Raw genomic sequence first — 23,300 nt, forward strand, 5'->3', positions numbered from 1 at the left:
CGCCCGGCGGAAAATCTACAACCGCCGGTAACAGTTACTCTGCGTCCGGGTGAATCCGCGTCCCGGTGTCGGCCGACCGCTGGACGGCGTCGAGCACCCGGTGCACCCGCAGGGCGTGCGAGAAGTCCGGCAGGTCGCCCTTGAGGTGCCGCGCGTAGGCGTGCGCGACGTTGTACGACGGCTCAGCGCTGCGCCCGGCGAGCTGCGGCAGCTCGTAGCGCGCGGGCACGGTGAGCTTCTCCAGCGTGCCGGTCCGGCTGCCCCGCAGGGTCAGCTTCGCGATCCAGAACAGCGGGTCGGCCGCCTCGACGACCAGCGTGCCCTCGGTGCCGTTGACCTCCCAGTGGAAGTCCGTGGCGGGCGACGTCCCGCCGCGCAGGTGCACCGACGCGACCGCGCCACCGGCCAGCACCCCGGTGACGGCGATCTGGTCCGGCGCGGTCATCGCGACCGAGTCGCCGGTGACCTCGTCGCGCACCCGCGGCCGGACGGTCGCCATCGTCGCCGACAGCTCGGTGAACCCGCCGAGCACCATGTCGAGGGCGTCGACGGTGTGCGCGAACGGGATGGTCAGCATCGTGGCGCCGCCCTCGGGGTGCAGCTGGTAGCTCCGCCCGGCGCGCACGCTCGGACCCCAGTTGCCGCCCGAGCCGATCAGCGACGTCGACAGCACGCGGCCGACGTAGCCGTCCTTGATGAGGTCACGCAGGTAGCGCAACGCGGGCGCGGACCGTCCTTGCAGGCCGACCGCGGTCTGCCCGGTCTTCGCGGCTTCGGCGAGCGCGCGCGTTTCGGCCAGGCTGACGCCCAGCGGCCACTCGCTCAGCACCTGCTTGCCCGCGGCGAGCGCGGGCTCGATGAGCGCCCGGTGCTCGGGCACCTTCACCGCGACGACGACGAGGTCGACCTCCGGGTGCCGGGCCAGCTCACCGGCGTCGCCGAAGGTCAGCGGCACGCCGTACTTCTCCCCGGCCACCCGCGCCGACTCGGCGCTGCTCCCGCTCAGCGCGCGGAGCTCGTAGCCCTCCACCGCGGCCAGCGCGGGCACGTGCGCGGTCGCGGCCCAGCCGCCGTTCGCGCTGAGCCCGACGATGCCGACCCGGACCGGTGCCATGAGCGTTCCTTTCGTTGCCTGCACAACACTCCGACGTGCGAAGCGTCGTAGTCATTCCCGGTCCGGCGCAAGCCGCATCCGGTTATCGCTGAATGACTTCGGCCACGCCCCGGCACTGACCGATCGGCCCGTGGCGGGGTCGGCCAAGTGGCCGATGGGCGCCCGGACCGTCCGGCTCATCGACCGAAGCGGCACCCCGGTCAAGATCCATAACGTCGGTGGCATGACGAACGCACAGGTCACGGCCCTGCAGTACGGGTTCATCGGCTTCCTCGCGCTGTGGACCGTCGTCCTGGTGCCGCAGCTGCTCACCCAGCTCGCCCGGTACGGCGGCCTGCGCCCGCGCGGCATCGCCACCACCGCGGCGGTGCTGTTCTACGCGTGCATGACGCTGGCGGTCGTCTTCCTCCCGCTGCCCGGGCCCGGCACCCGCCGGCTGACGCAGACGGTGCAGCTGCACCCGTTCCAGTGGATCACCGACATCCACAGCGAGCTGCTCAAGCACGGGGAGCCGCTGACGCAGTGGTTCGCGACGCAGACGTTCCAGCAGGCCTGCCTGAACGTGCTCCTGTTCGTCCCGCTGGGGGTGTTCGCCCGGATCCTGTGGCGCCGCGGCCTGATCGGCACCACCCTGATCGGCTTCACGGCGTCGTTGCTCATCGAGATCACGCAGGTCACGGCGAACTTCGGCACGGCGCCCTACGTCTACCGGATCTTCGACGTCGACGACCTCATGAACAACGCGTTCGGCGCCGGCGTCGGCTGGGTCTTCGGCGCCCTCCTGCTCACGCTGCTGCGCGGCAGCCGTTCACCGGTCGGCGTGCAGCCGGCTCGGCGCGAGCGGATCCACCTCGCCCAGACGCGCTAACCGCGCCTTCCGCTGGAGCGCGGCCCGCTTGGCGGCCCGCCTGTCCTCGAGGACCACGACGAGCGCGGCGACGGCCAGCACGAGCGCGACGAGCCCGAGGATGAGCGGAAGCTGCACGAAATCCTCCTCGGTACGACGCTGTGCGGGAGATCACACAGGGTACGCAGGTCCGTGCGTGCTCCGCTACCCCCGGCGACCGGCGCGAGCGGCGAACCAGGTCCGGTCGTCGGTCAGCCAGCCGTCGAAGCTCAGGTCGGCCGAGGTCAGGGCCGTTCCGAGGGCGAATCGGCGGCAGGTGAACTCTTGCCGCCAGTGTCGTCCGCGCGCCGAATACCGGGCGGTAGCCGAGAGCAGGTCGCCGTCGCGGACGACGTCGGCCAGCTCGACCGCCACTTCGCCGATCAGGCCGCCTTGGCCGGACGCGACGGTGTCGAACCACTCCGGCGGGTGCCACTCGACGATCAGCCGCCCGGACGGGGCAAGGTGACGCCTGGCCGCGGCGAGCACCGCGTCGCGGTCGGTGTCCTGCGCGGTGTTGATCAGGTGGCTACCGAGCAGCACGGCGTCGAACGTCCGGCCGAGGTCGAGGTCGGCGATCCGCGCGCACACCGTTTCGGTTTGGACGTGGGCCAGCATCGCGGGCGAGTCGTCGACTGCGACGACCTCGTGGCCCAGCTCGAGGAGCGGGTGGGTGACGCGGCCCGGGCCGCTGCCCAGCTCGAGGATCGAGGCGCCGGGCGGGATCGCCGCGTGCACGATCTCCGGCTCGCCGGCAGGCGGCAGGAGCAGGTAGACCTCGACCGAGCAGCCGTCGGCGGTGACGTCCATGTCCCGAGCGTGCCCGAAACTGGACCCGTGAGCACCCGACCAGCCCCTCCTCCGGCGGTCCGGACGTCATGAACGACCCGTTCATCGCGTCTGGCGAGGTGAACGACCCGTTCATGACATACCGGCCCCTCGTTGCGACACCTGAGTGATCAGGAATCACAACGCATGATGACGTAACCGGGCCGGGACAGTCCGGCCGCAAGCGTGACCGGCTTGCTCAGACCTGCCACACCCGAGCGAGCGTGCCCGAAACTGGACCCGTGAGCACCCGACCCACCAAGGACCAGCTGGCCGCCGCGCACGGCACGACCATCCCCGACGTCATCGCCCCCGACCTCGACGTCCTCTTCTGCGGCATCAACCCCGGCCTCTACTCCGGCGTGCTCCAGCAGCACTTCGCCCGCCCGGGCAACCGCTTCTGGCCCGCCCTCCACGCCGGCGGCTTCACCCCGCGCCTTTACCTGCCCAGCGAGCAGGAGCGGCTCCTCGACCTCCGCCTCGGCATCACGAACGTCGTCGCGAGGACCACCGCCCGCGCCGACGAACTCACCGACGACGAGCTGCGCGAAGGCGGCAAGATCCTCGTCGCGAAAGTGCTCGAGTACCGGCCCGAGTGGCTCGCCGTCGTCGGGATCACGGCGTACCGGACCGCGTTCGGCTTCCCGAAGGCGCGCGTGGGGCCGCAGGATCAGCCCATCGGCGACACCCACGTGTGGGTGCTCCCCAACCCGAGTGGGCTCAACGCGCACTGGACGCCGGCCGCGCTCGGCGAGGAGTTCGGACGGCTGCGAGCCGCATCCCTCGATCGTCGAAATCGTTGAACGACCTGCGGGCCACCCTCAGTAGCAAGGACACCCCCATCAGGACCTCACCAGCCCCACCGCACGATCCCGTCCACACCGTTTTCTACCCAGAGTTTGCTGTGACCGGACGGTTGGGCCATGAGGGGGAATTGGCGTCATGAGCTGCGCAATCGCGACTCGTACCAAGCAGGAGGAGTCACTTTTGGCCGGTCCCGGCAGGGGGGACCGGGCGACGCCGGGGAGGCGTCCCAGGAGCGACGGCGCAGGAGACGGAGGCCCACGATGCACGGCATCGAGCCCACCCGCAGGCCCACGGGGCCGATCGGACCCGGCGGGCGCAGTCTCGGCGTGGCGGTCGTCGATCCCGTCCCGATCTACCGGGACGGCCTCGCCGCGCTCGTCCACCGCAGCCAGGGGCTGCACTGGGCGGGACAGGCGGCCAGCCACCACGCCGCGTTGCAACTGTGCGAGCAGGTCAAACCGGACGTCGTCGTGCTCGATTCGGCGCTCGACCCGAACTGCCACCTGACCAAGCTGCTCAACGCCGGTGACCCGGCACTGATCCTGGTCACGCTCATCCGTGACACGAATCGCACCCAGCAGTACCTGGCGGCCGCGATCGCCGCGGGCGCGCACGCGATCGTGCCGCGGTCGATCGATTCACGACGGCTCGCCGAAGCGATCCGGCGGGCCCACACCGAACGCCGGTACATCGACCCGGCGCTGGCCGCGCTCACCGCCCGGCCGAAGCGGTCGACCGTGCCGAAGGGCGACCTCGCCCACGACAGCCCGCCCGCCGGGCGCGGCCCGATGCCGCTGTCCAGGCGCGAATACCAGGTGCTCCAGCTCGTCGCCGAAGGTCTCGAGAACTCGGCGATCGCGAAGCTGCTGTTCCTCTCCGTGGAGACGGTCCGGACGCACGTGAAGAGCATCCTGCGCAAGCTTTCCGCGCGGGACCGGACACACGCGGTCACCATCGCCTTCCGCGGCGGGATCCTCGTCGCGCGAACCGAGGACGGCCACGTGCCGGTGACGGCCGACACAGCGGCGATCCACAGCCACCGCTGAGGCCGTTCCCCAGCGAGAACGCCACTTCCGTGTGGATTTCCGGTACTCGGTCGTGCGGATCTGCTTGCTCCAGTTACCCGCAGGTAATATCCTGAAGTTACCGGCGAGTAAGGCGAGTATGTGCCCGGCCGGGGAGCCGAACACATTGGAGTGACGACATGGGCCACTACAAGAGCAACGTCCGAGACCTGGAGTTCAACCTCTTCGAGGTACTCGGCGTACAGGAGCGCCTGGGCAAGGGCGTGCTCGCCGAGTCCGACGAGGAGACCGCCCGCGGGGTGCTGTCCGAGCTGAACAAGCTCGCGACCGGCCCGCTCGCCGAGTCCTTCGCCGACGCCGACCGCAACCCGCCCGTGTACGACCCGAAGACCTTCAGCGTCAAGATCCCGGAGTCGTTCAAGAAGAGCTACAAGCAGCTCCTCGACGGCGAGTGGTGGCGCCTCGGCCTGACCAACGACCTCGGCGGCTTCGGGCTGCCCCCGACCGTGCAGTGGGCGGCGTCCGAGCTCATCCTCGGCGCGAACGCCCCGCTGTTCATGTACATGGCGGGCCCGAACTTCGCCATGATCGTGAACAAGAACGGCACCGAAGAGCAGAAGCACTGGGCCCAGCTCATGATCGACCGGCAGTGGGGCGCCACCATGGTGCTGACCGAGCCGGACGCCGGCTCCGACGTCGGCGCGGGCCGCACCAAGGCCACCAAGCAGGAGGACGGCTCCTGGCACATCGACGGCGTGAAGCGGTTCATCACCTCCGCCGAGCACGACATGAGCGAAAACATCATGCACCTGGTGCTCGCTCGCCCCGAGGGCCCCGGCATCGAGACCAAGCCGGGCACCAAGGGCCTGTCGCTGTTCCTCGTGCCGAAGTTCCACTTCGACTCCAAGACCGGTGAGCTGGGCGAGCGCAACGGCGCCTACGTCACCAACGTCGAGCACAAGATGGGCATCAAGGCCTCGACGACGTGCGAGCTGACCTTCGGCCAGCACGGCACCCCGGCCAAGGGCTGGCTGCTCGGCGAGGTCCACGACGGCATCGCGCAGATGTTCCAGGTCATCGAGTACGCCCGGATGATGGTCGGCACGAAGGCCATCGCGACGCTGTCGACCGGCTACCTCAACGCGCTCGAGTACGCCAAGGAGCGCGTCCAGGGCGCCGACCTGCCGAACATGCTGAACAAGACCGCGCCGCGCGTCACCATCACGCACCACCCGGACGTCCGCCGCTCGCTGATGCTGCAGAAGGCGTACGCCGAGGGCCTGCGCGCGGTGTACCTGTACACGGCGTCGTTCCAGGACCAGCTGTGGACCGGCGAGGGCGACCAGAAGATCGCGCACGGCGTCAACGACCTGCTGCTGCCGATCGTCAAGGGCGTCGGCTCCGAGCGCGCCACCGAGCAGCTCGTGCAGTCGCTGCAGACCCTCGGCGGGTCCGGCTTCCTGCAGGACTACCCGATCGAGCAGTACATCCGCGACGCCAAGATCGACTCGCTGTACGAGGGCACCACGGCGATCCAGTCGCTGGACTTCTTCTTCCGCAAGATCGTCCGCGACAAGGGCCAGTCGCTGGCCTTCGTCGCCGGCGAGATCACGAAGTTCATCGAGTCCGAGGCGGGCAACGGCCGGCTCAAGAACGAGCGCGGGCTGCTCAAGCAGGCCCTCGAGGACACCCAGGGCATGCTGGGCTCGCTGATCGGCTACCTGACGGCGTCGCAGGAAGACCCGCAGAACATCAACAAGGTCGGCCAGCACACGGTCCGCCTGCTGATGTCGGTCGGCGACCTGCTCGTCGGCTGGCAGCTGCTCAAGCACGCCGAGGTCGCCATCGGCAAGCTCGACGCGGGCGCGTCCGCCAAGGACGTCCCGTTCTACGAGGGCAAGATCGCCGTGGCGTCGTTCTTCGCGAAGCAGGTGCTGCCGGAGCTGACCGCCCGCCGCGCCATCGTCGACGCCGCCGACAACGCGCTGATGGAGCTGGACGAAGCCGCTTTCTGATGGTCACGAAATGGGCTCTCCCCGGGCGGGGAGGGCCCATTTCGCGTTTCAGGCCCGAGTAGGGCGGGCACTCCGCTCACCGAGTCCGACGGACGCCTGGTCCGCGGATCCTTGAGAGGAGAAAGTGATGACTGTCGCCGGCATCGTCAGCGCACTCATCGTCGGGCTGATCATCGGTGTGCTGGGTCGTCTCGTCGCTCCCGGCAAGCAGAGCATCCCGATCTGGCTGACCATCGTGATCGGTATCGTCGCCGCCTTCATCGGCACGGCCATCGCGCGCGGTCTCGGGTACGCCGACACCAACGGCATCGACTGGCTGGAGATCCTGACCCAGGTCGTCCTCGCCGCCATCGGCGTGAGCATCGCCGCCGGCGCGTACGGCCGCCGAGGCGTCACCAGGTAACCCCGTCCCAGGCCGATCCGGCCCGGTTCGCCGTCGGGGGCGAACCGGGCCGGATCCTTTTCTCACCCATCGGGGGGTCTCCGGGGGCGAGGCAACGGGATCGGTGCGACGGTAGCTCTCATCGCCTACCCGAGGAGGCAACCGTGCTCGGCGGACTTTGGGGCATCATCTCGACGATCATCGTGGGCCTGATCCTGGGCGTGCTCGGCCGCTTGTTCGCGCCGGGCGACCAGAAGATCCCGATCTGGCTGACGATCGTCGTCGGCATCGTCGCGGCGTTCATCGGCAACTGGCTCGCCGGCGTGTTCGGCGTCCGCGACACCGCCGGCATCGACTGGATCCGGCACATCTTCCAGATCGTCGCGGCCGTCGTCGGCGTCATCGCGGCCTCGGCGATCTACGCGAAGGTCAAGGGCGGCAACCGCACTACCGCCTGACGGCCAGGCCTGCGCCGACGAGCAGCAGCGCGGCGGCGCAGGCCATCGCCGTGGTGAGCGCGGACGCGGACGACGTCACGGCCAGGGTCAGGAACAGGCTGCCGAACGTGGCCACGCCGACGACCTGACCCAGCTGCAGCGTGGTGGTCAGCAGACCGCTGACGTCCGCCGCGCGCTCGAGCGGGACGTGCGTCAGCGCGTTCGCCATCAGGGAGCCGAACGCGGGCCCCATCGACAGCCCGAACAGCAGCAGGGCCACGAAGAACAGCGTCCCGCCGTCCCGGCCGAGCCCGAGCAACGCGTAGGCGACCGCGGATCCCACGTAGCCGCACGGCGTCAGCCAGGCGTGCACCCGCCCCGGCAGCCGGTTCCAGAAGAACCCGCAGAGGCCGAAGACGATGCCGCCGGGTGCCATCGCCAGGCCGGCGGCCATCGCCGTCTTGCCGAGGCCCGACTGCAGGTGCAGGGACACGCAGAAGAGGAAGCCGCCGTAGGAGGCGACGCCCGCGGCGAGCGTGGCCAGTCCCGGTGCGACACCACGGATCCTGAGCACGGTCAGGTCGACGAGCGGGTCGCGCACGCGGCGTTCCACGACCACGAACAGCACGGCCAGCAGCAGGCCCGCGGCGATCGAGCCGTACGTCCAGGCGGGCCAGCCGGTTTCGTGCCCGAGCACCAGCGGCAGCACGACGAGCACCACCGACGGCACGGCGATCGCGAGCCCGGCGAGGTCGAGCTTGCGGCCCGCCTTCGCGCCGCCGCCGGGCACCACCTTGACGGCGAGCACGGCCACGAGCACGCCGATCGGCACGTTCACCAGGAAGATCGGCCGCCAGCCGGCGCCGAACAGGTCCGCGCCGACGAGCACCCCGCCGAGCACCTGACCGGCCACGAAGGCGACCGAGATGACCGCGGTGTACGCGCTGAGCGCCTTGGCCCGCGCGGCACCGGTGAACCGCGCCTGGATGAGGCTGATGACCTGCGGCATCATCAGCGCGGCGCCCGCGCCCTGGGCGATCCGGGCGACGATGAGGACGGTTTCGCCCGGTGCCAGGCCGCAGAGCGCGGAGCAGGCGGTGAAGGCGACCGTGCCGAGGACGAACAGCTTGCGCCGCCCGTACAGCTCGCCGAGGCGGGCGCCGGTGATCAGCAGCATCGCGTAACCCACGGTGTAGCCGGAGACGACGAGCTGCAGTGCGGCGCCGGAAGCGCCGAGGTCGGTGCGGATGTAGGTCATGGCGACGTTCACGACGGTGACGTCGAGCAGCGCCATGAACTGGCCGAGCAGCAGGACGGCCAGCATGAACCACGGCCGCCGGTCCGGCCGGGCTTCCCGGTCCGAGGCCGGGGCAGAGGTGGTCAGAGTCATGGCTCCGAGCCTGCTTTTCGCGGCCTGAGCGGGGAGAGAGCCTGCTGGTGCTGGTGCTGTGAGTACCCGGCTCGGCCGCTGAGCCGTCCAAAACTGTCGTACCCCTCGGGCACCATGTCCCGCATGACCCAGACGCAGGTCCACGCGAACCGCCGGGAGGAACTCGGCCAGTTCCTCAAGGCGTGCCGGGCGCGGATTGGCCCGGCGGAGGTCGGCCTCCCGCCCGGCCCGCGCCGTCGGCTCAGCGGGTTGCGCCGCGAGGAGGTGGCGCTGCTCGCCGGTGTCGGCGTCACCTGGTACACGTGGCTCGAACAGGGGCGGCCGATCAACGCGAGTTCCCAGGTGCTCGACGCGGTGGCGCGCACGCTGCGGCTCGACCACCCCGAGCGGGAGCACCTGTACCGGCTCGCGGAGCTGACGCCGTCCCGGCTGCCGTCGGCGGCCGAGGTGGTGCCGGACGCGGTGCGCGAGGTGCTGCGCGCACTCGACCCGCTGCCCGCCACGGTCGTCAACGGCCGGTTCGACGTGCTGGAGTCGAACGCGGCGCAGGAGGAGATGTTCTGGGAGTGGCACAGCATGCCGTGCCTGCACAAGAACCTGCTGTGGTGCTGCGTGACCGAGCCGAACGCGCGGCGGTTCCTGCTGAACTACGACGAGGAGGTGCCCCACATGGTCGCGCGGATGCGCGCCGAGTACGGCAGGCACGTCGGCGATCCGACCTGGGAAGAGGACATCCGCCGGCTGTCCGCGCTGAGCCCGGAGTTCGTCGAGCTGTGGGCGCGGCACGAGGTGGCCGAACCGCGGGCGCGGCTGCGGCGGATGGACCACCCGCGGGCCGGGCGGCTGAACCTCCGGCTCACCGAGCTGGCGGTGTCCGAAGCGCCGGGGCTGCGGATCCAGGTGTCCACTCCGGACGACGCGGCGACGTGGGCGCTGCTGCCCTCGACCAGGCGGTCGTCGTGACGGCTCTCGACCTCAGCGACCGGGGGCTCACGTCGGTGCCCGCGCTGCCACCCGGCCTGACCCGGCTCGACCTGTACAAGAACGCGCTCACGGAGGTGCCCGCGTCGCTGTGGTCGCAGACCGGGCTGCGCGTGCTGAACCTGGCGGCGAACCGGATTTCCGCGCTGCCGCCGGGGATTTCGGCGCTCGAGTCGGTGCACACGCTCGACCTGGCGCACAACCTGTTCGACTCGCTGCCGGACGAGCTGGGCGACCTGGCCGGGCTCACGGAATACCTGTACGTCAGTGACAACCGGCTCACGGAGTTCCCGGCGGCGTGGTGCCGGTTGGGCAGGTTGCGGTACCTGGGCTGCACGGACAACCGGCTCACGGCGTTGCCCGCCGACCTGTCGGGGTTCGCGTCCCTGCGCGAACTCCGGCTGTACCGCAACGAGCTGACCGCGTTGCCGGAGTCGATCGGCAGCCTCGGGGCGTTGCGGGAGCTGCACCTGCGGGGCAACCGGCTGACTTCGGTGCCGTCGTCGATCGGTTCGCTGAGCGAGCTGCGTCAGCTCGACCTGCGGGAGAACGCGCTGGTCTCGCTGCCGGCGTCGATCGCCCGGCTGTCCAAATTGGACAAGCTGGATCTGCGCTGGAACAAGCACTTCCGGGAGCCGGCCTGGTTGCGCGACTTCGAGGAGGCGGGGTGCATGGTCCTTCGCTGACAACTCAACAGAGAACGGTCGGGCGCGGACCGTAGGTCGCCGTGTGCGACGTCCGGCGGACTTCGGCTCCGCTGGCGGCGTCGTAGAGCACGCGCGTGTCGGTGACGCTGAAGCCGGGTGAGCCGATCGACGGCTGGCACGGGCCGGGCGTGCCGGAGCCGAACTGGACCGGCGGCGGGGCACCGGGTGTCTGGGCTCCGGTCTGGCCTTCGACGCGGTAGTGCCGGGTGCCCCAGATCCGGACGGTCACCGAGTCGCCGGAAACGACGGCCTGGATGGCGATCCCGGTGGGCGCGTCGTTGGTCAGCTTGAGCTCGACGGGACTGCCGTCGGCGTTGACGGCCTTGGCGTCGCGGCCGGCGGGGTAGCGGTCGAGGTACTGGTCGTGCTCGAGGTGACCGGCGTCGGTCAGGCCGGCGAGGTAGCCCGCGTTGTACAAAGTGGACGCCAGCTGCGAGACGCCACCACCGACGACGGTGGCGCCGGTGCCGTCCTCGCCGACGGGCGCGGGCACGTAGCCGTTGTCCGCGGTGCGCGGGCCGGAGCGGCCGCCGAGGCTGAACGTCTCGCCGGGCTTGACGATGGCGCCGGAAACGCGATCGGCCAGCGTCCGGTTGTTCGTCGCGGCCGGCCCGGCGAGGCCACCGGTGGTGAACTCGCCGATGACCTCCTTGATGCCGAGCGCACTGGCGGCGTCGGTGGTCACGCCGGGCTTCGACGCGCTGTAGACGACGGGGAGGTCGCGCCCGTCGGTCTTCTTCAGCACGTCGATGAGCGGCAGGAAGGTCTTCTCCCAGTTGACCTTCCGGGCGTCCTCGGAGGGCTCGACGGCCGGTTGGTCGCCGGTGAAGACGATCTGCGCGTCCTTGCCGTCAGTCTCGGTGCCGGCGAGGGGCTCCTTGAGCGCGCCCTGCAGCTTGCCCTGGTCGATGCGCACCTCGACGGCCCCGCCCTCGACCGCGGCGAACTGGAACGACGCGGCGATGGCGTCGGGCTTGAGCGGCACGTCCTTGCCCTGCCCGTGCACGACAACGGGCTTGGCGACCGCGGGCACGACGATCTGCTGGTAGGCCGCCTGCACCCCGGCCGCGGTCGCCTTGACCGGCGTGATCGCCATCGCCAGCCGGACCCCGCCGGGGTCCAGCCAGTGCTCGGTGACGGCGTGCACGGCCCCGGCCAGGTCGAGCAGCTGCTGCCCTTGCCGCGGCAGGACGGGGTAGGGGTCGACGCCACCGTCGCTGCCCGGAACCGGCCGGAACCCGACCGCCCCTTCGGTGGCCGGGTGGTCGAGCCTGCCCTGGGCGAGCTGCCGCACGGCCTCGGTGATCTGCCGTTCATCGGTGCGCGTGGCGACCCCGACCTCGCGGCTGCTGAAGAACGACATGATCCGCGTGATCGGACTGAGCGGCTGGTGCCCGGCGAGCCCGAGGGTGTTCGGCCAGTCGAGCCCCAGCCCCGACCGCGACGGCACGAGCTCGGCTTGGACATCGCCCCCGTGCACGACAACGGGCCGGATCAGCCGAGGCTCGAGCTCCCGGCGCAGCTTGGCTTCGGCATCGGCATGGCTGAGCCCCCCGACTTCGATCCCGGCGACGGTCACCCCGCGCGGAACGTCCCCGGCGCTGACGATCAGGTCGATCGCGTAGAGGATGACGAACAACCCGAGCGCGAGCCCGATGGCCATCATGGTGCGCGCGACACCCTTGCGCAGCTTCCGCGCGGGAGTCTCGGGCGGGGGCGGGAGAACGGGGGTTTCGAGGAGTTCGCCGAGGAGGTCATCGGCGAAGAGATCGGTGGTGCCGACGGCGGGCTCAGCCACCTCCGCCTCCGGCCCGCCGACGACCACAGCTTCCGCCGCGGCCGGCTCGGGCCCCGGCTCGACTTCGGCGGGCTCGGCCGCAGCCGCGGGGGCGGGCTCCGGCGCGACCTCGGTAGCCAGCTCGGCGGGCTGGACCTCAACCGCAGGCTCGAGCCCCGGAGCGACCTCGGTAGCCGGCTCGGCGGGCTGGACCTCAACCGCAGGCTCGGGGCCAGGCGCAGCCTCGGCGTCCGGCGCGACCTCCGTAGGCGGCTCGGCAGCCTCGGGCTCCTGCGCGGCGCTCGCGACCGGCGCCACCTCGGTGACCGGCTCAGCCCGCTCGACTTCGGCCCCCGCCGCAGACTCCTGCGCGGCCTCGGCGGGCGGCTCGGCAGCCTCGGGCACCTGAGAGGCGTCCGCGACCGGCGCCACTTCGGCGGGCGGCTCAGCGCGCTCGATCTCGGCGGCAGGCTCGGCAGGCGGCGTCGCGCGCTCCGGTTCGAGCGTTTCCGCGCGCTCGGTCACCTCTTCGTCTGCCACGCCCTCGCCCTCCGCGGGACCCGACTCGCCTACAGGTAGAGCCCCGTGCCGTGCTCGGTTCGCTCGGTGGCGACCGCGTGGATGTCGCGTTCGCGCATCACCAGGTGCCCTTCGCCCTGGATTTCGACCTCGAGCTGGTCTTCCGGGTTGAAGAGCACGCGGTCGCCGGTCTTGACGTTGCGTACGCTGTTGCCCACGCCCAGCACGTCGCCCCAGGCGAGCCTGCGTGCGACCTGCGCCGTGGCGGGGATCACGATGCCGCCGCTGCTGCGGCGCTCGCCTTCCTCGGGGGACAGCCGGACGAGGACGCGGTCGTGCAGCATCTGGATCTCGAGTTTCGCCCCGTCAGACACGGCCTGCATGTTACCCGTCGGTCCGCGGTGCCCCGGCCATGACCAGGCTGAGCTCGTTCGCCCCGCCCTTTTCCAGCCGGATCGGGACGCCCCAGTCCTGCCTCGTGATCCGGCACGCCGGGTGCTCGCCGCCGTCGTCGCAGCTCGCGGCCTGGGCCACGACCTGCAGGACGCCCTCCGCGACGCCGTCGGCCAGGCGGATCTTGCGGGTCAGGTCCGTGCCGGTGCCGGTGCCGTCGGCCAGCAGCTCGGGCGGGGAAGCGCTGATCTCCAGGCGCGTCGACGGGCCGAAGCGGTCGTCCAGCTTCTCGCCGGGCGGGGCCGTGAACACCACCGAAAAGTCGATCTCGCCCGGCGCGAGCACCGTCGGCGGCCGGCGCACGGCGTGCGCGTCGCCCGCCACGACCGTCGGTTCGCCCGTGGGCAGCGGGCCGACGCGGTTGCCCGCGGACTCCACGACCAGCAGCTCGCCCTCGTGCGCCACCAGTCCCTGCGGCTCGGCGAGGCCGGTCGCGATCGTGGTCACCTCGCGGGTGAAGACGTCGAAGGAGCGGACCGCGCCGTTGTACGTGTCGGCGATCGCGACCTTGTCGCCGGCCAGCACAGCGAGGCCCAGCGGGTGCTGCAGCAGCGCCTTGTCGGCCGGGCCGTCGGTGTGGCCGAAGGAGAAGAGGTCGGTGCCGATCGCCGTGTGGACGGTGAAGGACTCGCCGTCGGGCTCGATCCAGCGCAGCGCCGACGTCTCCGCGTCGACGAGCCAGAGCTTGTCGCCGTCCACGGCCAGGCCGGACGTCTGCGCGAAGAACGCTTCGCCGACGTCGCCGTCTCGCAGGCCCTCGACGGTCGTGCCGGCGAAGCGGCGGATCGTGCCCGAGACCGGGTCGAACACGCCCAGCGTGTGGTTGCCCGCCATCGCGACGACGACGCCGCCCGCCGGGCCCCACCAGGCGACGTCCCAGGGACTCGTCAGGTCGACCTCGACGCCCTTGCCCGAGTCCGGCCCGCTGCGCCACTGGTTGCCGGTGCCGGCGACGGTCGTCACGTCGCCGGTGATGAGGTCGAGGCCGCGCAGCCGGTGGCCGGCGGTGTCCGCGACGACGGCGTGGTAGCCGACGCGCTCGGCGACGTCGTACGGCAGCAGCGCGATGCCCGACGGCTCGGCGAAGGTCGCGACGTCGAACGGGCCGTCCTGGCCGCCGCGGGCCCCGCTGCCGAAGCGGCGGATGACGGTCTCGCCGTCCGAGGCGAACTCGACGATCGCGTGGTGCCCGGTGTCCGCGACGAGGATCCGCCCCTCGGCGGTGGCGACGGCCTTGCTCGGGAACCGCAGCTCGCTGACCTGCTCCTCGACCGGGACGTACGGGCTGCCGCCGCGGCGGAGCGTCCCCTTCGCTTCGTGCTTCGCGACGAGGTCGGCGATCACGCGGCGCAGCGCCTCTTCGTGGCCTTCGCCCGCGGCGACGTGCACGACGTAGCCCTCGGGGTCGACGACCGCGAGCGTCGGCCACGCGCGGACCGCGTACTGCGACCACAGCTCCATCTTCGGGTCGTTGACCACGGGGTGGTGCACGTCGTAGCGCCGGACCGCGGCTTCGATCGACGCGCGCTCGCCCTCGTGCAGGAACTTCGGCGAGTGGACACCGATCGTGACCAGCACGTCCGCGAACTCGGCCTCGAGCGGGCGCAGCTCGTCCAGCACGTGGAGGCAGTTGATGCACCCGCTGGTCCAGAAGTCCAGCAGCACGATGCGCCCGCGCAGCTCGGCGAGGGTCAGCGGGCGGCCGCCGGTGTTCAGCCAGACGTCGCCGCGCAGCTCGGGGGCACGCACGCGGCTCTGCGGTCGTGGGGAAGTCACGGCAAGAGTGAACTACACGCGCTCACGCTGTGTTCCACGGTCCGGCCGATGAGAGAACAAACTCACCCCTTGTGGGTGGTCGAAAAAGGACGCGCGAGCCGGTGAGCCGCCGCTTAGGCTCGGCTCATGACCCCCGTCCAGCCGGCCGGCGCCCTCACCCCCGAGGAGGCACGGCACCTGCAGGAGAACCTCCGGGAACCGGTGCGCCCGGGGCTGAGCGAAGCCGAGCTCGACGACGTCGAGCGCCGGTTCGGCTTCCGCTTCGCCGCGGACCACCGCACGTTCCTGTCCGCCGGCGTGCCCATCGGCGACCGCTGGCCCGACTGGCGCTGCGGCAACCCCGAGCAGCTGCGCAAACGTTTGGCATGGCCGGTCGACGGCGTGCTGTACGACGTCGAGCACAACGGCTTCTGGCTCCCCGACTGGGGCACCCGCCCGGTCGGCCCGGAGGACGCGGTCCGCGAAGCCCGGCGGCGCCTGGCCGACGTGCCGCAGCTGGTGCCGGTGTGCGGGCACCGCTACCTGCCCGGCCTGGCGGGCACGGTGGGTTACCCGGTGCTGTCGGTGTACCAGACGGACATCATCGTCTACGGCAGCGACCTGCGCGATTACCTGCACCGCGAGTTCGCGACGGGCGGCATCAGCACGGCGCCCCCGGACGGCCCTCGCTACATCCCGTTCTGGTCCCGCTTCATCGACTAGCCTCGGCGGCCCGCTTCAGCCGGGCCAGGGTGGCGGCGATGTTGGCCGCGTTCGCCTCGTCCCGGTTCCACACGCCGGTGACCGTCGACGTCGGCACCTTGAACCACGCCGGCCGCCGTTCCCACATGCTTTCGACGACGACGCAGCCGCCGTCCGTGGCTTCGAAGTCGTACTGCCACCGCGAGACGGGCAACCCGGCGACCGAGGTCACCTCGAACCCGAACCGCCGCCCGGGTTCGGCGTCGGTGATGGTCGAGAGCGTGCTCCAACGCCGGAAGCCCCGCCGGTTGCGCCCGCGGAACTTCGCGCCGACGGCGGGCTCGGAGCCCTTGACCCACCGGTGCCCGGCGTACTCCTCGGCGACGTCCGCCAGCTTCCCGGGGTCACTGACCAGCTCGTACACGGTTTCGGGCGCCGCGCCGATCTCGATCCGGCCGGTGGCATCGGGTGCGTTCAAGGGGACCTCCACACTGAGGGACATACCGAGGGTATGTCAGCGACCGCCGTTAGGGAACAGCCTGTGGATGCCGAACGGGTGATGTGGACAGCTTCCACCGGAACGCCCGGATCAGCCGGGATTGTCGGCCGCCGCCGATAAACTGGACTGGGGACGCCCCCCGGAGAGGGTGGGGGCTGGTCCGGGGTCGTGGCGGGGCCCTCAGTTGTCCCGGCGCAGCATGCGGCTCACGCCCGCCGCCACCGTGGTGGCCAGGATCCAGCCCGACGCCGTGAAGCCCGCCGCCACCCAGTTGTCCGTTCCGTGCATGTACCAGCGGCTCTTGTTGCCGAAGTCCACGATCGGGACCAGCAGGTCCGCCGTGTAGATCACCGGGTTCCACTGCAGGCCCGTGTCCTGCTGGTTCACCACGCAGCGGTCGCCGTTGGCGATGATCTGGTGGGCCGGGTCCGAGGTCGCCCAGTGGATGCAGTCGTCGGTGCCCAGGCCGAACCACAGGCTGCCCAGCACCAGCAGCGTCAGCAGCCAGCCGAGGGCGCGGACCGGGCGGTAGCCGTAGCCGACCATCGAGCGCTGCAGCCAGCTCCACAGCCGGACGCCCGGGCCGAAGAACTTGAAGCCGCGCGCCAGTGCCTCGTACCTGAACTGCTGCTTGCGCAGCGCGACCGTCGACGCGTGCTCTTCGTTACCCGCCGCGCGCAGCATGTGCGCCAGCTGGTCGTACGGGCCCGGCCGGTAGCCGCGCATGGCCTTTCTCAGCAGCTCGATGCGGTGGTCGAGGGCCTTGTCGTCGTCGAGGGGGATGCCGCGGCCGAGCGCGTCGTAGCGGAAGTCCTCCAGCTCGATGCCGCTGGAGGCGGCCCAAAACTCGTCGTTGTCGGTCAGCGTTCCGCAGTGCGCGCGGCGCAGCACGACCCGGCCTTCCGGCGGGAAGTTGGGCGTCAGCGTGAACTCGTCCGCCGCGACGTCGCCCGCGTCCAGTGCCACGTGGAACGGCGGCAGCGACCGCAGCTCCGAACCCCGCAGGTCCACGCGCCGCGCGACCTGGGCGCCGTCCAGGTTGACGCCGCCCTCGGCGGTGAACGGGCGGCCGTTGTTGTCGCGCAGAGTCAGGTCGCGGCCGATCCGGCCGGTGCGGACGTCGAGGGAAAAACTGCTGGTCGCGCGCATACCCGGCTCCGTCAGGCGCGTGCCGGCCAGGTTGATCGAACCGCCGACCTCGACGCCCTGCAGGCGCAGGGTCCCGTGGATGGTGGCGTCCGTCAGCTGGAAGTTGCCCGCGATCTTGGACCGGCGGGCCGAGAACACGTCGCGGCCGGGGTGGCGGAACATCGAATTCCACGCCAGGAAGTTGCCGCCGACCGTGACGTCCGCGAGCCGCAGCTGCCCCGCGGGCACGCGCAGGCTGGTCGCCTCGATATCGCCGCCGATCTCGGTGCCGTCCAGGTGCAACGCGCGGTCGTAGTAGGGCTGCGACTTGCCGCGCTCGACCCGCACCTCCGCGCCGGCCAGCCGCAGCGAGCCGCCGATGCGGGCGTTGACCATGCGCAACGTCCCCAGCGCCTGCAGCCCGTCGGACAGCTCGACGTTGCCGTCGACGCGCAGGCGGTCGGCGACCAGCGCGGGCCGCGGATCGAGGTACGGGTCGTTCGACTTCCACGCGTCGACGGCGATCGGCCCGTGCTGGGACACCGTCAGCTTCGCTTCGCGCATGACGATGTCGCTGTCGACCGTGGCGCTCGGCAGGTACACGATCCCGGTCGCGGAGAAGCGTTTGCGCTGGCTGGCGGGCCCGTAGTTGTCGACTTCGCAGAGCAGGCTGCCGCCGATGTGCAGGCCGTTGCCGTTGAGCGCGAAGCCGTCCGGGTTGTTCAGCGTGGCGCCGGAAAAGTTGACGTTACCGCCGGTCCGCAGGCCGGGGAGCCGGACTTCGCCGTTCGCGACCATGCGGTAGGCCAGCAGCGCGCCGGTCAGCACCAGCCGGTCGGCGTGGATCGCCTTCCCGTGCGGGTGCGAGATGACGGTGCGGGTGAGCACCATCGACCCCTCGATCACCGCGTCGGTGAAGTTGACGGCGGCGTTCGGCATCCCGCGTTCGCGGTCGTCGCCGCGCTGGACGGTCGTCTCCTCGATCTCGCGGTCGGCGCCGTCGACCTGGACGACGCTGCGGATCAGCCGGACGTCGTTGCGGCTGCGCATGTTGCGGGCCTTGAGCCCGGGCAGCCAGCACTTCCGGAACACCAGCCCCAGCAAATTCGCTTCGCGCACGTCCGGCGGGTGCTCGAACCGGCAGCGCTCGAACCGGAAGAGGTACTTGAGGTCCGCGGCGCGCAGGTCGAGCGTGCCGGTGATGTAGGCGTCTTCGACGTAGACGATCGGCGCGTTCGTGGCCTGCCGCCGCCAGCGCAGCAGGCCCGCGTTGCCGGGTTTCAGCAGATCGGCGGCTTTGACTTCGTAGCGCCGATCCGGAATTCCGGCGAACGGGTCGAGAGGGGGAAGCGCGCTTTCGGTCGTCAAAACACCCGTCCCCCTCTGTCACCCGCTTTCAAAATAGCGAATCCGGACGGTTTCGTCAGGCGTTCGGGTTGAGCACCCGGGCGAGGAACGACTTGGTCCGCTCTTCGCGCGGGTTCCCGATGACCTGGTCGGGCGGGCCCTCTTCGACGACGACGCCGCCGTCCATGAACAGCACCTTGTCCGCCACCTCCCGCGCGAACTGCATCTCGTGCGTGACGACGACCATGGTCATGCCGTCCTTGGCGAGCTGCTTCATCACGCCCAGGACGTCGCCGACGAGCTCCGGGTCCAGCGCGGACGTCGGCTCGTCGAACAGCATCAGCTTCGGCTGCATGGCCAGCGCCCGCGCGATGGCGACGCGCTGCTGCTGCCCGCCGGACAGCTGCGACGGGTAGTTCTTCGCCTTGTCGCCGAGGCCGACGCGCTCCAGCAGCTCCTGCGCGCGCTGGCGTACCTGGGCCTTCGGCTCGCGGCGGACCTGGATCGGCGCCTCCATGACGTTCTCGAGCGCCGTCATGTGCGGGAAGAGGTTGAAGCGCTGGAACACCATGCCGATGTCCTTGCGCTGGAACGCGACTTCCTTCTCCCGCAGCTCGTGCAGCTTGTCGCCGCGCTGCTTGTAGCCGACGAGCACGCCGTCGACGTAGAGCCGGCCGGCGTCGATCTTCTCGAGGTGGTTGATGCAGCGCAGGAGCGTCGACTTGCCCGAGCCGGACGGCCCGATCAGGCAGAGCACCTCGCGTTCGTGCACCTCGAGGTCGATGCCCTTGAGGACGTCGACGCTGCCGAAGCTCTTGCAGATCCGCTGCGCGGACACCACGGGGGTCATGAAACGTTCCCTCCACCCCGGCTGAACATCCTCGACGCCCAGCCTTGGCGCTGGACCACATCACGCGAAGTGCCGCGGGAGAACCGCTTCTCGATCTGGACCTGGATGATCGTCAGGATCGACGTCATGAACAGGTACCAGGCCGCGGCCGTGATCAGCAGCGGGACCGTCTTGTAGTTCTGCGAGTAGATGGTCTGCACCGCGACCATCAGCTCGAAGTAGCCGATGACCACGACCAGCGACGTCGTCTTCAGCATGGAGATCGTCTCGTTGCCGGTCGGCGGGATGATCACCCGCATCGCCTGCGGCAGGATGATCCGCCGCAGCGTCTTCGTCCGGCTCATGCCGAGCGCGCTCGCCGCCTCCAGCTGGCCGTCGTCGACCGACTGGATGCCACCGCGCACGATCTCCGCCATGTACGCGGCTTCGTTGAGGCCGAGGCCGAGCAGCGACGCGGTGAACTGCGTGATCAGCTGGTTGGTGTCCCAGCTGACGAACTCCGGCCCGAACGGCACCCCGAGCCCGAGCCGGGGGTAGGCCAGCGCCAGGAAGTTCCAGATCACCAGCTGCGTGATCAGCGGCGTCCCGCGGAACAGCCAGATGTAGATGGCCGCCGCGCCCGAGGTCAGCGGGTTCGGCGACAGCCGCATGACCGCGAGCAGGATGCCGCCGACGATCCCGATGACCATCGAGATCACCGTCAGGATCAGCGTGTTCTGCAGGCCGCGCAGCACCCGGTCGTCGAAGAGGTAGTCCCCGACGACCGGCCACTGCAGGGCGTCGTTCGTGATCACGCTGCGGATCACGATGAACGCGACGAAGACGATGATCACCCCGGCCACCCAGCGCCCGTAGTGGCGCACCGGGACGGCCTTGATGGGCTCGGCGTCGATCGGCGCCTCGGGCGGAGGCGCTTCGGAGGAACTCACGAACTCAGTCCTTAACTCAGGAAGCCGGGTTGATCTCCGACTTGGTGACCGCGCCCGTCGCGTTCAGACCCCACTTGTCCAGGATCTTCTTGTACGCGCCGCTGTCGATCAGCTTCTGGATCGCGCCCTGGACGGCCTTGCCGTAGTCGCCGCTGCCCTTCGGGAGCACGATGCCGTACGGCGCCGTGTCGTACGGCGCGCCGACCGACTCGAGCTGGCCGTTCGTCTGCTTGACCGCGTAGTCGATGACCGGGGAGTCGGCCAGCTCGCCCTGGACGCGCTTGGCCGTGAGGGCCAGGTTGACGTCGGTCTGGGCCTGCAGCTGGGTGACCTCGATGGCCGGCTTGCCGGCGCCGGTGCAGGCGGCGTTCTTCTTGTCGAGGTCCTCGACCTGGGTGGTGCCCTTCTGGACGGCGATCTTCTTGCCGCAGAGGTCGTCGACCTTCAGGCCGTCGGGGTTGCCCTTCAGCACGGCCAGCGAGGTGCCCGCGCTGTAGTAGGAGATCATGTCGACCGACTGCAGCCGCTCGGCGTTGATGCTGAACGACGAGATGCCCATCTCGTACTTCTTCGCGCCGAGGCCGGGGATGATGCCGTCGAACGAGGAGTTCTGGAACTCCAGCGGCACGCCGAGCACCTGGCCGATGGCGGTGCCGAGGTCGACGTCGAAGCCGGTGGCCTTGCCGCCGTCCTGGAACTCGTTCGGCGGGTAGCTCTGGTCCTGCCCGACCAGGATCTTGCCGTCGGCCTTGACGTCGGCCGGGACCATGGCGGCGAGCGCGTCGTCCTTGGCGACCGTGCCCACGTCACCCGAACCGGTGCCGGGCGCGGCGGCGGAGCTGCTCGTGCCGACGTCGCCGGCCCCGCTCCCGCCCGCTCCGCAGGCCACGGTCAGGCCGACCAGGGCGAACGCGGGCAGCATCGCGAGCGCCTTGAGTTGGGTTCCTCGGGCCACGTCGTCACTCCTCGTAGTTCTCAGTTCGTGAGAGCACGCATATTGCCACTCATCCATACCAAAGCACAGCACTGTCGAGTTACGGCGAAGTTTCGCACCGCGCCCACGGCTGTGCGAGTGTCGCGCACGAAGGGGCACGTGCGTCAGGATGTCGCTCATGAACGCCACCCCGCCCCGGCTGCCCCCGTCCGGTCGACGCGCGAGGAAGGCGGCGAGCAGCCGGATCACCCGGCCCGGGGCCCGGTTCGACGGCTACCTCAGCCCGGAGCGGCCGCACGCCGGCGCCTACGACGAGATGTTCGCCGGCGACGGCACGGTCCGGGGTCCGTACCGCGCGCTGTACGAGTCGATCGCGGCGCTCGACGCGCACGACCTGAACTCGCGGTCGGCCGCGCTGGACCGGGCGATGGTCGACCAGGGCATCACCTTCTCCCTGTCGGGGCAGGAGCGGCCGTTCCCGCTGGACCTGGTGCCGCGGGTGATCCAGGCCGCCGAGTGGACGAAGCTCGAGCGCGGCGTGGCCCAGCGCGTCCGCGCGCTCGAGGCGTTCCTCGCCGACGTCTACGGCGACCGGCAGATCCTGCGCGACGGCGTGCTGCCGCGGCGGCTGATCACGTCGTGCGAGCACTTCCGCCGCGAGGCGTACGGCATCACCCCGCCGAACGGCGTGCGCATCCACGTGTCCGGGGTGGACCTGGTGCGCGACGAAGAGGGCACGTTCCGGGTGCTGGAGGACAACCTCCGCAACCCGTCCGGGGTGTCGTACGTGATGGAGAACCGGCGCACGATGGCCCGGGTCTTCCCGGACCTGTTCGCCCAGCACCGGGTGCGCCCGGTCGGGGACTACGCGTCGCACCTGCTGCGGGCGCTGCGCGCGGCGGCCGCGGCGAACGTGGCCGACCCGATGGTCGTCGTGCTGACCCCCGGCGTGCACAACTCGGCGTACTTCGAGCACTCGCTGCTGGCCCGGCTGATGGGTGTCGAGCTGGTCGAAGGCCGGGACATGTTCTGCCGCGACAACGTCGTCTACCTGCGGACCACCGAGGGCGAGCGCCAGGTCGACGTCATCTACCGGCGGATCGACGACGAGTTCCTCGATCCGGTGCACTACCGGCCGGACTCGGTGCTCGGCGTCGCCGGGATCCAGAACGCGGCGCGCGCGGGCAACGTCGTGGTCGCGAACGCCATCGGCAACGGCGTCGGCGACGACAAGCTCGTCTACACCTACGTGCCGGAAATGGTGAAGTACTACCTGAACGAGAAGCCGTTGCTGCCCAACGTGGACACCTTCCGGTGCTGGCTGCCGGACGAGTTCGACCACGTCATGGCGCACCTCGACGAGCTGGTGATCAAGCCGGTCGAGGGCTCCGGCGGCTACGGGATCGTGTTCGGGCCGGAGGCGACGAAGAAGGAGCTGGACACCCTGCGGCGCAAGGTCCGCGCGCACCGGCGCGGCTGGATCGCGCAGCCGGTGGTCCAGCTGTCGACCGTGCCGGCCAAGGTGGACGACCGGCTCGCGCCGCGGCACGTCGACCTGCGGCCGTTCGCGGTCAACGACGGCAAGGAGATCTTCGTGCTGCCCGGCGGGCTGACCCGGGTGGCGCTGCCGGAAGGCAGCCTGGTCGTCAACTCCTCGCAGGGCGGCGGCTCGAAGGACACGTGGGTGCTGGCGTCCCGCGCGTCGACGGCCGAGCGGGAGCTGGAGCGGCCCGCGCTCGGCGCGATGTCCACTGTGGACGGCCTGGTCGCCGAGCAGGGGCCGGAGCTGTCGACGTCCCAGCAGCAACAGCAACAGCAGCAGAGCTAGGGAGGTT

General features: G+C 70.6%; 22 protein-coding genes. 10 read left to right on the forward strand and 12 right to left on the reverse strand.

Annotated features, from left to right (window positions below; all coding sequences use genetic code 11):
* Positions 1-34 precede the first annotated feature (34 nt).
* The gene (locus EIY87_RS17040) at positions 35-1,114 is read right to left on the reverse strand and encodes a Gfo/Idh/MocA family protein (RefSeq protein WP_125309049.1); all 1,080 of its coding nucleotides are present in this window, start codon (positions 1,112-1,114) and stop codon (positions 35-37) included.
* A 223-nt stretch (positions 1,115-1,337) separates the two neighbouring features.
* Here EIY87_RS17040 and EIY87_RS17045 point away from each other — a divergent pair, with 223 nt between their 5' ends.
* A complete protein-coding gene (locus EIY87_RS17045) occupies positions 1,338-1,982 on the forward strand; it encodes a VanZ family protein (protein WP_125309051.1) in 645 nt (214 codons plus the stop codon).
* Here EIY87_RS17045 and EIY87_RS48050 read toward each other — a convergent pair.
* Positions 1,923-2,099 carry a hypothetical protein gene (locus EIY87_RS48050; RefSeq protein WP_166640279.1) on the reverse strand — a complete coding sequence of 59 codons (177 nt, stop codon included), beginning with the start codon at positions 2,097-2,099 and terminating at the stop codon, positions 1,923-1,925. The genes EIY87_RS17045 and EIY87_RS48050 overlap by 60 nt on opposite strands.
* 66 nt (positions 2,100-2,165) lie before the next feature.
* Positions 2,166-2,810, reverse strand: coding sequence for a class I SAM-dependent methyltransferase (locus tag EIY87_RS17050; protein ID WP_125309053.1), 645 nt, complete (start codon positions 2,808-2,810; stop codon positions 2,166-2,168).
* Positions 2,811-3,070: 260 nt separating this feature from the next.
* Here EIY87_RS17050 and mug point away from each other — a divergent pair, with 260 nt between their 5' ends.
* From mug to EIY87_RS17075, 5 genes are all read left to right on the forward strand, one after another.
* The gene (mug, locus tag EIY87_RS17055) at positions 3,071-3,631 is read left to right on the forward strand and encodes a G/U mismatch-specific DNA glycosylase (protein WP_125309055.1); all 561 of its coding nucleotides are present in this window, start codon (positions 3,071-3,073) and stop codon (positions 3,629-3,631) included.
* A gap of 264 nt (positions 3,632-3,895) precedes the next feature.
* Positions 3,896-4,681 (forward strand): response regulator transcription factor, encoded by a 786-nt coding sequence (locus tag EIY87_RS17060; RefSeq protein WP_125309057.1) that lies wholly within the window; start codon positions 3,896-3,898, stop codon positions 4,679-4,681.
* 158 nt (positions 4,682-4,839) lie between these two features.
* Positions 4,840-6,675 (forward strand): acyl-CoA dehydrogenase, encoded by a 1,836-nt coding sequence (locus tag EIY87_RS17065; RefSeq protein WP_125309059.1) that lies wholly within the window; start codon positions 4,840-4,842, stop codon positions 6,673-6,675.
* A 127-nt stretch (positions 6,676-6,802) separates the two neighbouring features.
* Positions 6,803-7,078 (forward strand): GlsB/YeaQ/YmgE family stress response membrane protein, encoded by a 276-nt coding sequence (locus tag EIY87_RS17070; protein ID WP_086864127.1) that lies wholly within the window; start codon positions 6,803-6,805, stop codon positions 7,076-7,078.
* A 143-nt stretch (positions 7,079-7,221) separates the two neighbouring features.
* On the forward strand, positions 7,222-7,515 hold the full coding sequence (locus EIY87_RS17075) for a GlsB/YeaQ/YmgE family stress response membrane protein (RefSeq protein ID WP_125309061.1): 294 nt from the start codon (positions 7,222-7,224) through the stop codon (positions 7,513-7,515).
* Here the strand turns inward: EIY87_RS17075 and EIY87_RS17080 are convergent.
* Positions 7,505-8,884: an MFS transporter gene (locus EIY87_RS17080; RefSeq protein ID WP_125309063.1), complete on the reverse strand. Its 1,380-nt coding sequence runs from the start codon at positions 8,882-8,884 to the stop codon at positions 7,505-7,507. The genes EIY87_RS17075 and EIY87_RS17080 overlap by 11 nt on opposite strands.
* 123 nt (positions 8,885-9,007) lie before the next feature.
* On the opposite strand from EIY87_RS17080, the gene EIY87_RS17085 reads away from it, so the two are divergent.
* Positions 9,008-9,847 (forward strand): helix-turn-helix transcriptional regulator, encoded by an 840-nt coding sequence (locus EIY87_RS17085; RefSeq protein ID WP_125309065.1) that lies wholly within the window; start codon positions 9,008-9,010, stop codon positions 9,845-9,847.
* Entirely contained in the window at positions 9,844-10,551 is a 708-nt protein-coding gene (locus tag EIY87_RS17090; protein ID WP_125309894.1) for a leucine-rich repeat domain-containing protein, read from the forward strand. Before EIY87_RS17085 ends, EIY87_RS17090 begins: the two co-directional genes overlap by 4 nt.
* Before the next feature lie 4 nt (positions 10,552-10,555).
* On the opposite strand, the gene EIY87_RS17095 is transcribed toward EIY87_RS17090, so the two are convergent.
* The 3 genes from EIY87_RS17095 to EIY87_RS17105 form a co-directional block, all read right to left on the reverse strand.
* Positions 10,556-12,490 (reverse strand): VanW family protein, encoded by a 1,935-nt coding sequence (locus EIY87_RS17095; RefSeq protein WP_404800060.1) that lies wholly within the window; start codon positions 12,488-12,490, stop codon positions 10,556-10,558.
* A gap of 428 nt (positions 12,491-12,918) precedes the next feature.
* Entirely contained in the window at positions 12,919-13,251 is a 333-nt protein-coding gene (locus EIY87_RS17100; protein ID WP_125309067.1) for a GroES family chaperonin, read from the reverse strand.
* A gap of 1 nt (position 13,252) precedes the next feature.
* On the reverse strand, positions 13,253-15,070 hold the full coding sequence (locus tag EIY87_RS17105; protein WP_125309896.1) for an NHL domain-containing thioredoxin family protein: 1,818 nt from the start codon (positions 15,068-15,070) through the stop codon (positions 13,253-13,255).
* Between the two features lie 153 nt (positions 15,071-15,223).
* Between EIY87_RS17105 and EIY87_RS17110 the strand changes: the two genes are divergently transcribed.
* Complete coding sequence (locus tag EIY87_RS17110) at positions 15,224-15,799, forward strand: hypothetical protein (RefSeq protein WP_125309069.1); 576 nt, start codon at positions 15,224-15,226, stop codon at positions 15,797-15,799.
* Here the strand turns inward: EIY87_RS17110 and EIY87_RS17115 are convergent.
* The 5 genes from EIY87_RS17115 to EIY87_RS17135 all read right to left on the reverse strand — a co-directional run bounded on the left by EIY87_RS17115 (position 15,789) and on the right by EIY87_RS17135 (position 21,453).
* Positions 15,789-16,256, reverse strand: a complete 468-nt coding sequence (locus EIY87_RS17115) for an SRPBCC family protein (RefSeq protein WP_225439908.1) — start codon at positions 16,254-16,256, stop codon at positions 15,789-15,791. The two genes, EIY87_RS17110 and EIY87_RS17115, sit on opposite strands and share 11 nt — an antisense overlap.
* Before the next feature lie 201 nt (positions 16,257-16,457).
* Complete coding sequence (locus EIY87_RS17120) at positions 16,458-18,773, reverse strand: oxidoreductase (protein WP_125309071.1); 2,316 nt, start codon at positions 18,771-18,773, stop codon at positions 16,458-16,460.
* A 55-nt stretch (positions 18,774-18,828) separates the two neighbouring features.
* Complete coding sequence (locus EIY87_RS17125) at positions 18,829-19,602, reverse strand: amino acid ABC transporter ATP-binding protein (protein WP_125309073.1); 774 nt, start codon at positions 19,600-19,602, stop codon at positions 18,829-18,831.
* Positions 19,599-20,531 (reverse strand): amino acid ABC transporter permease, encoded by a 933-nt coding sequence (locus tag EIY87_RS17130; protein WP_125309075.1) that lies wholly within the window; start codon positions 20,529-20,531, stop codon positions 19,599-19,601. Before EIY87_RS17130 ends, EIY87_RS17125 begins: the two co-directional genes overlap by 4 nt.
* 16 nt (positions 20,532-20,547) lie before the next feature.
* On the reverse strand, positions 20,548-21,453 hold the full coding sequence (locus EIY87_RS17135) for an ABC transporter substrate-binding protein (RefSeq protein WP_125309900.1): 906 nt from the start codon (positions 21,451-21,453) through the stop codon (positions 20,548-20,550).
* Positions 21,454-21,634: 181 nt separating this feature from the next.
* Between EIY87_RS17135 and EIY87_RS17140 the strand changes: the two genes are divergently transcribed.
* Positions 21,635-23,293, forward strand: a complete 1,659-nt coding sequence (locus EIY87_RS17140; RefSeq protein ID WP_125309077.1) for a circularly permuted type 2 ATP-grasp protein — start codon at positions 21,635-21,637, stop codon at positions 23,291-23,293.
* Positions 23,294-23,300 lie beyond the last annotated feature (7 nt).

This window comes from Amycolatopsis eburnea (assembly GCF_003937945.1).
Classification (GTDB): Bacteria; Actinomycetota; Actinomycetes; order Mycobacteriales; family Pseudonocardiaceae; genus Amycolatopsis; species Amycolatopsis eburnea.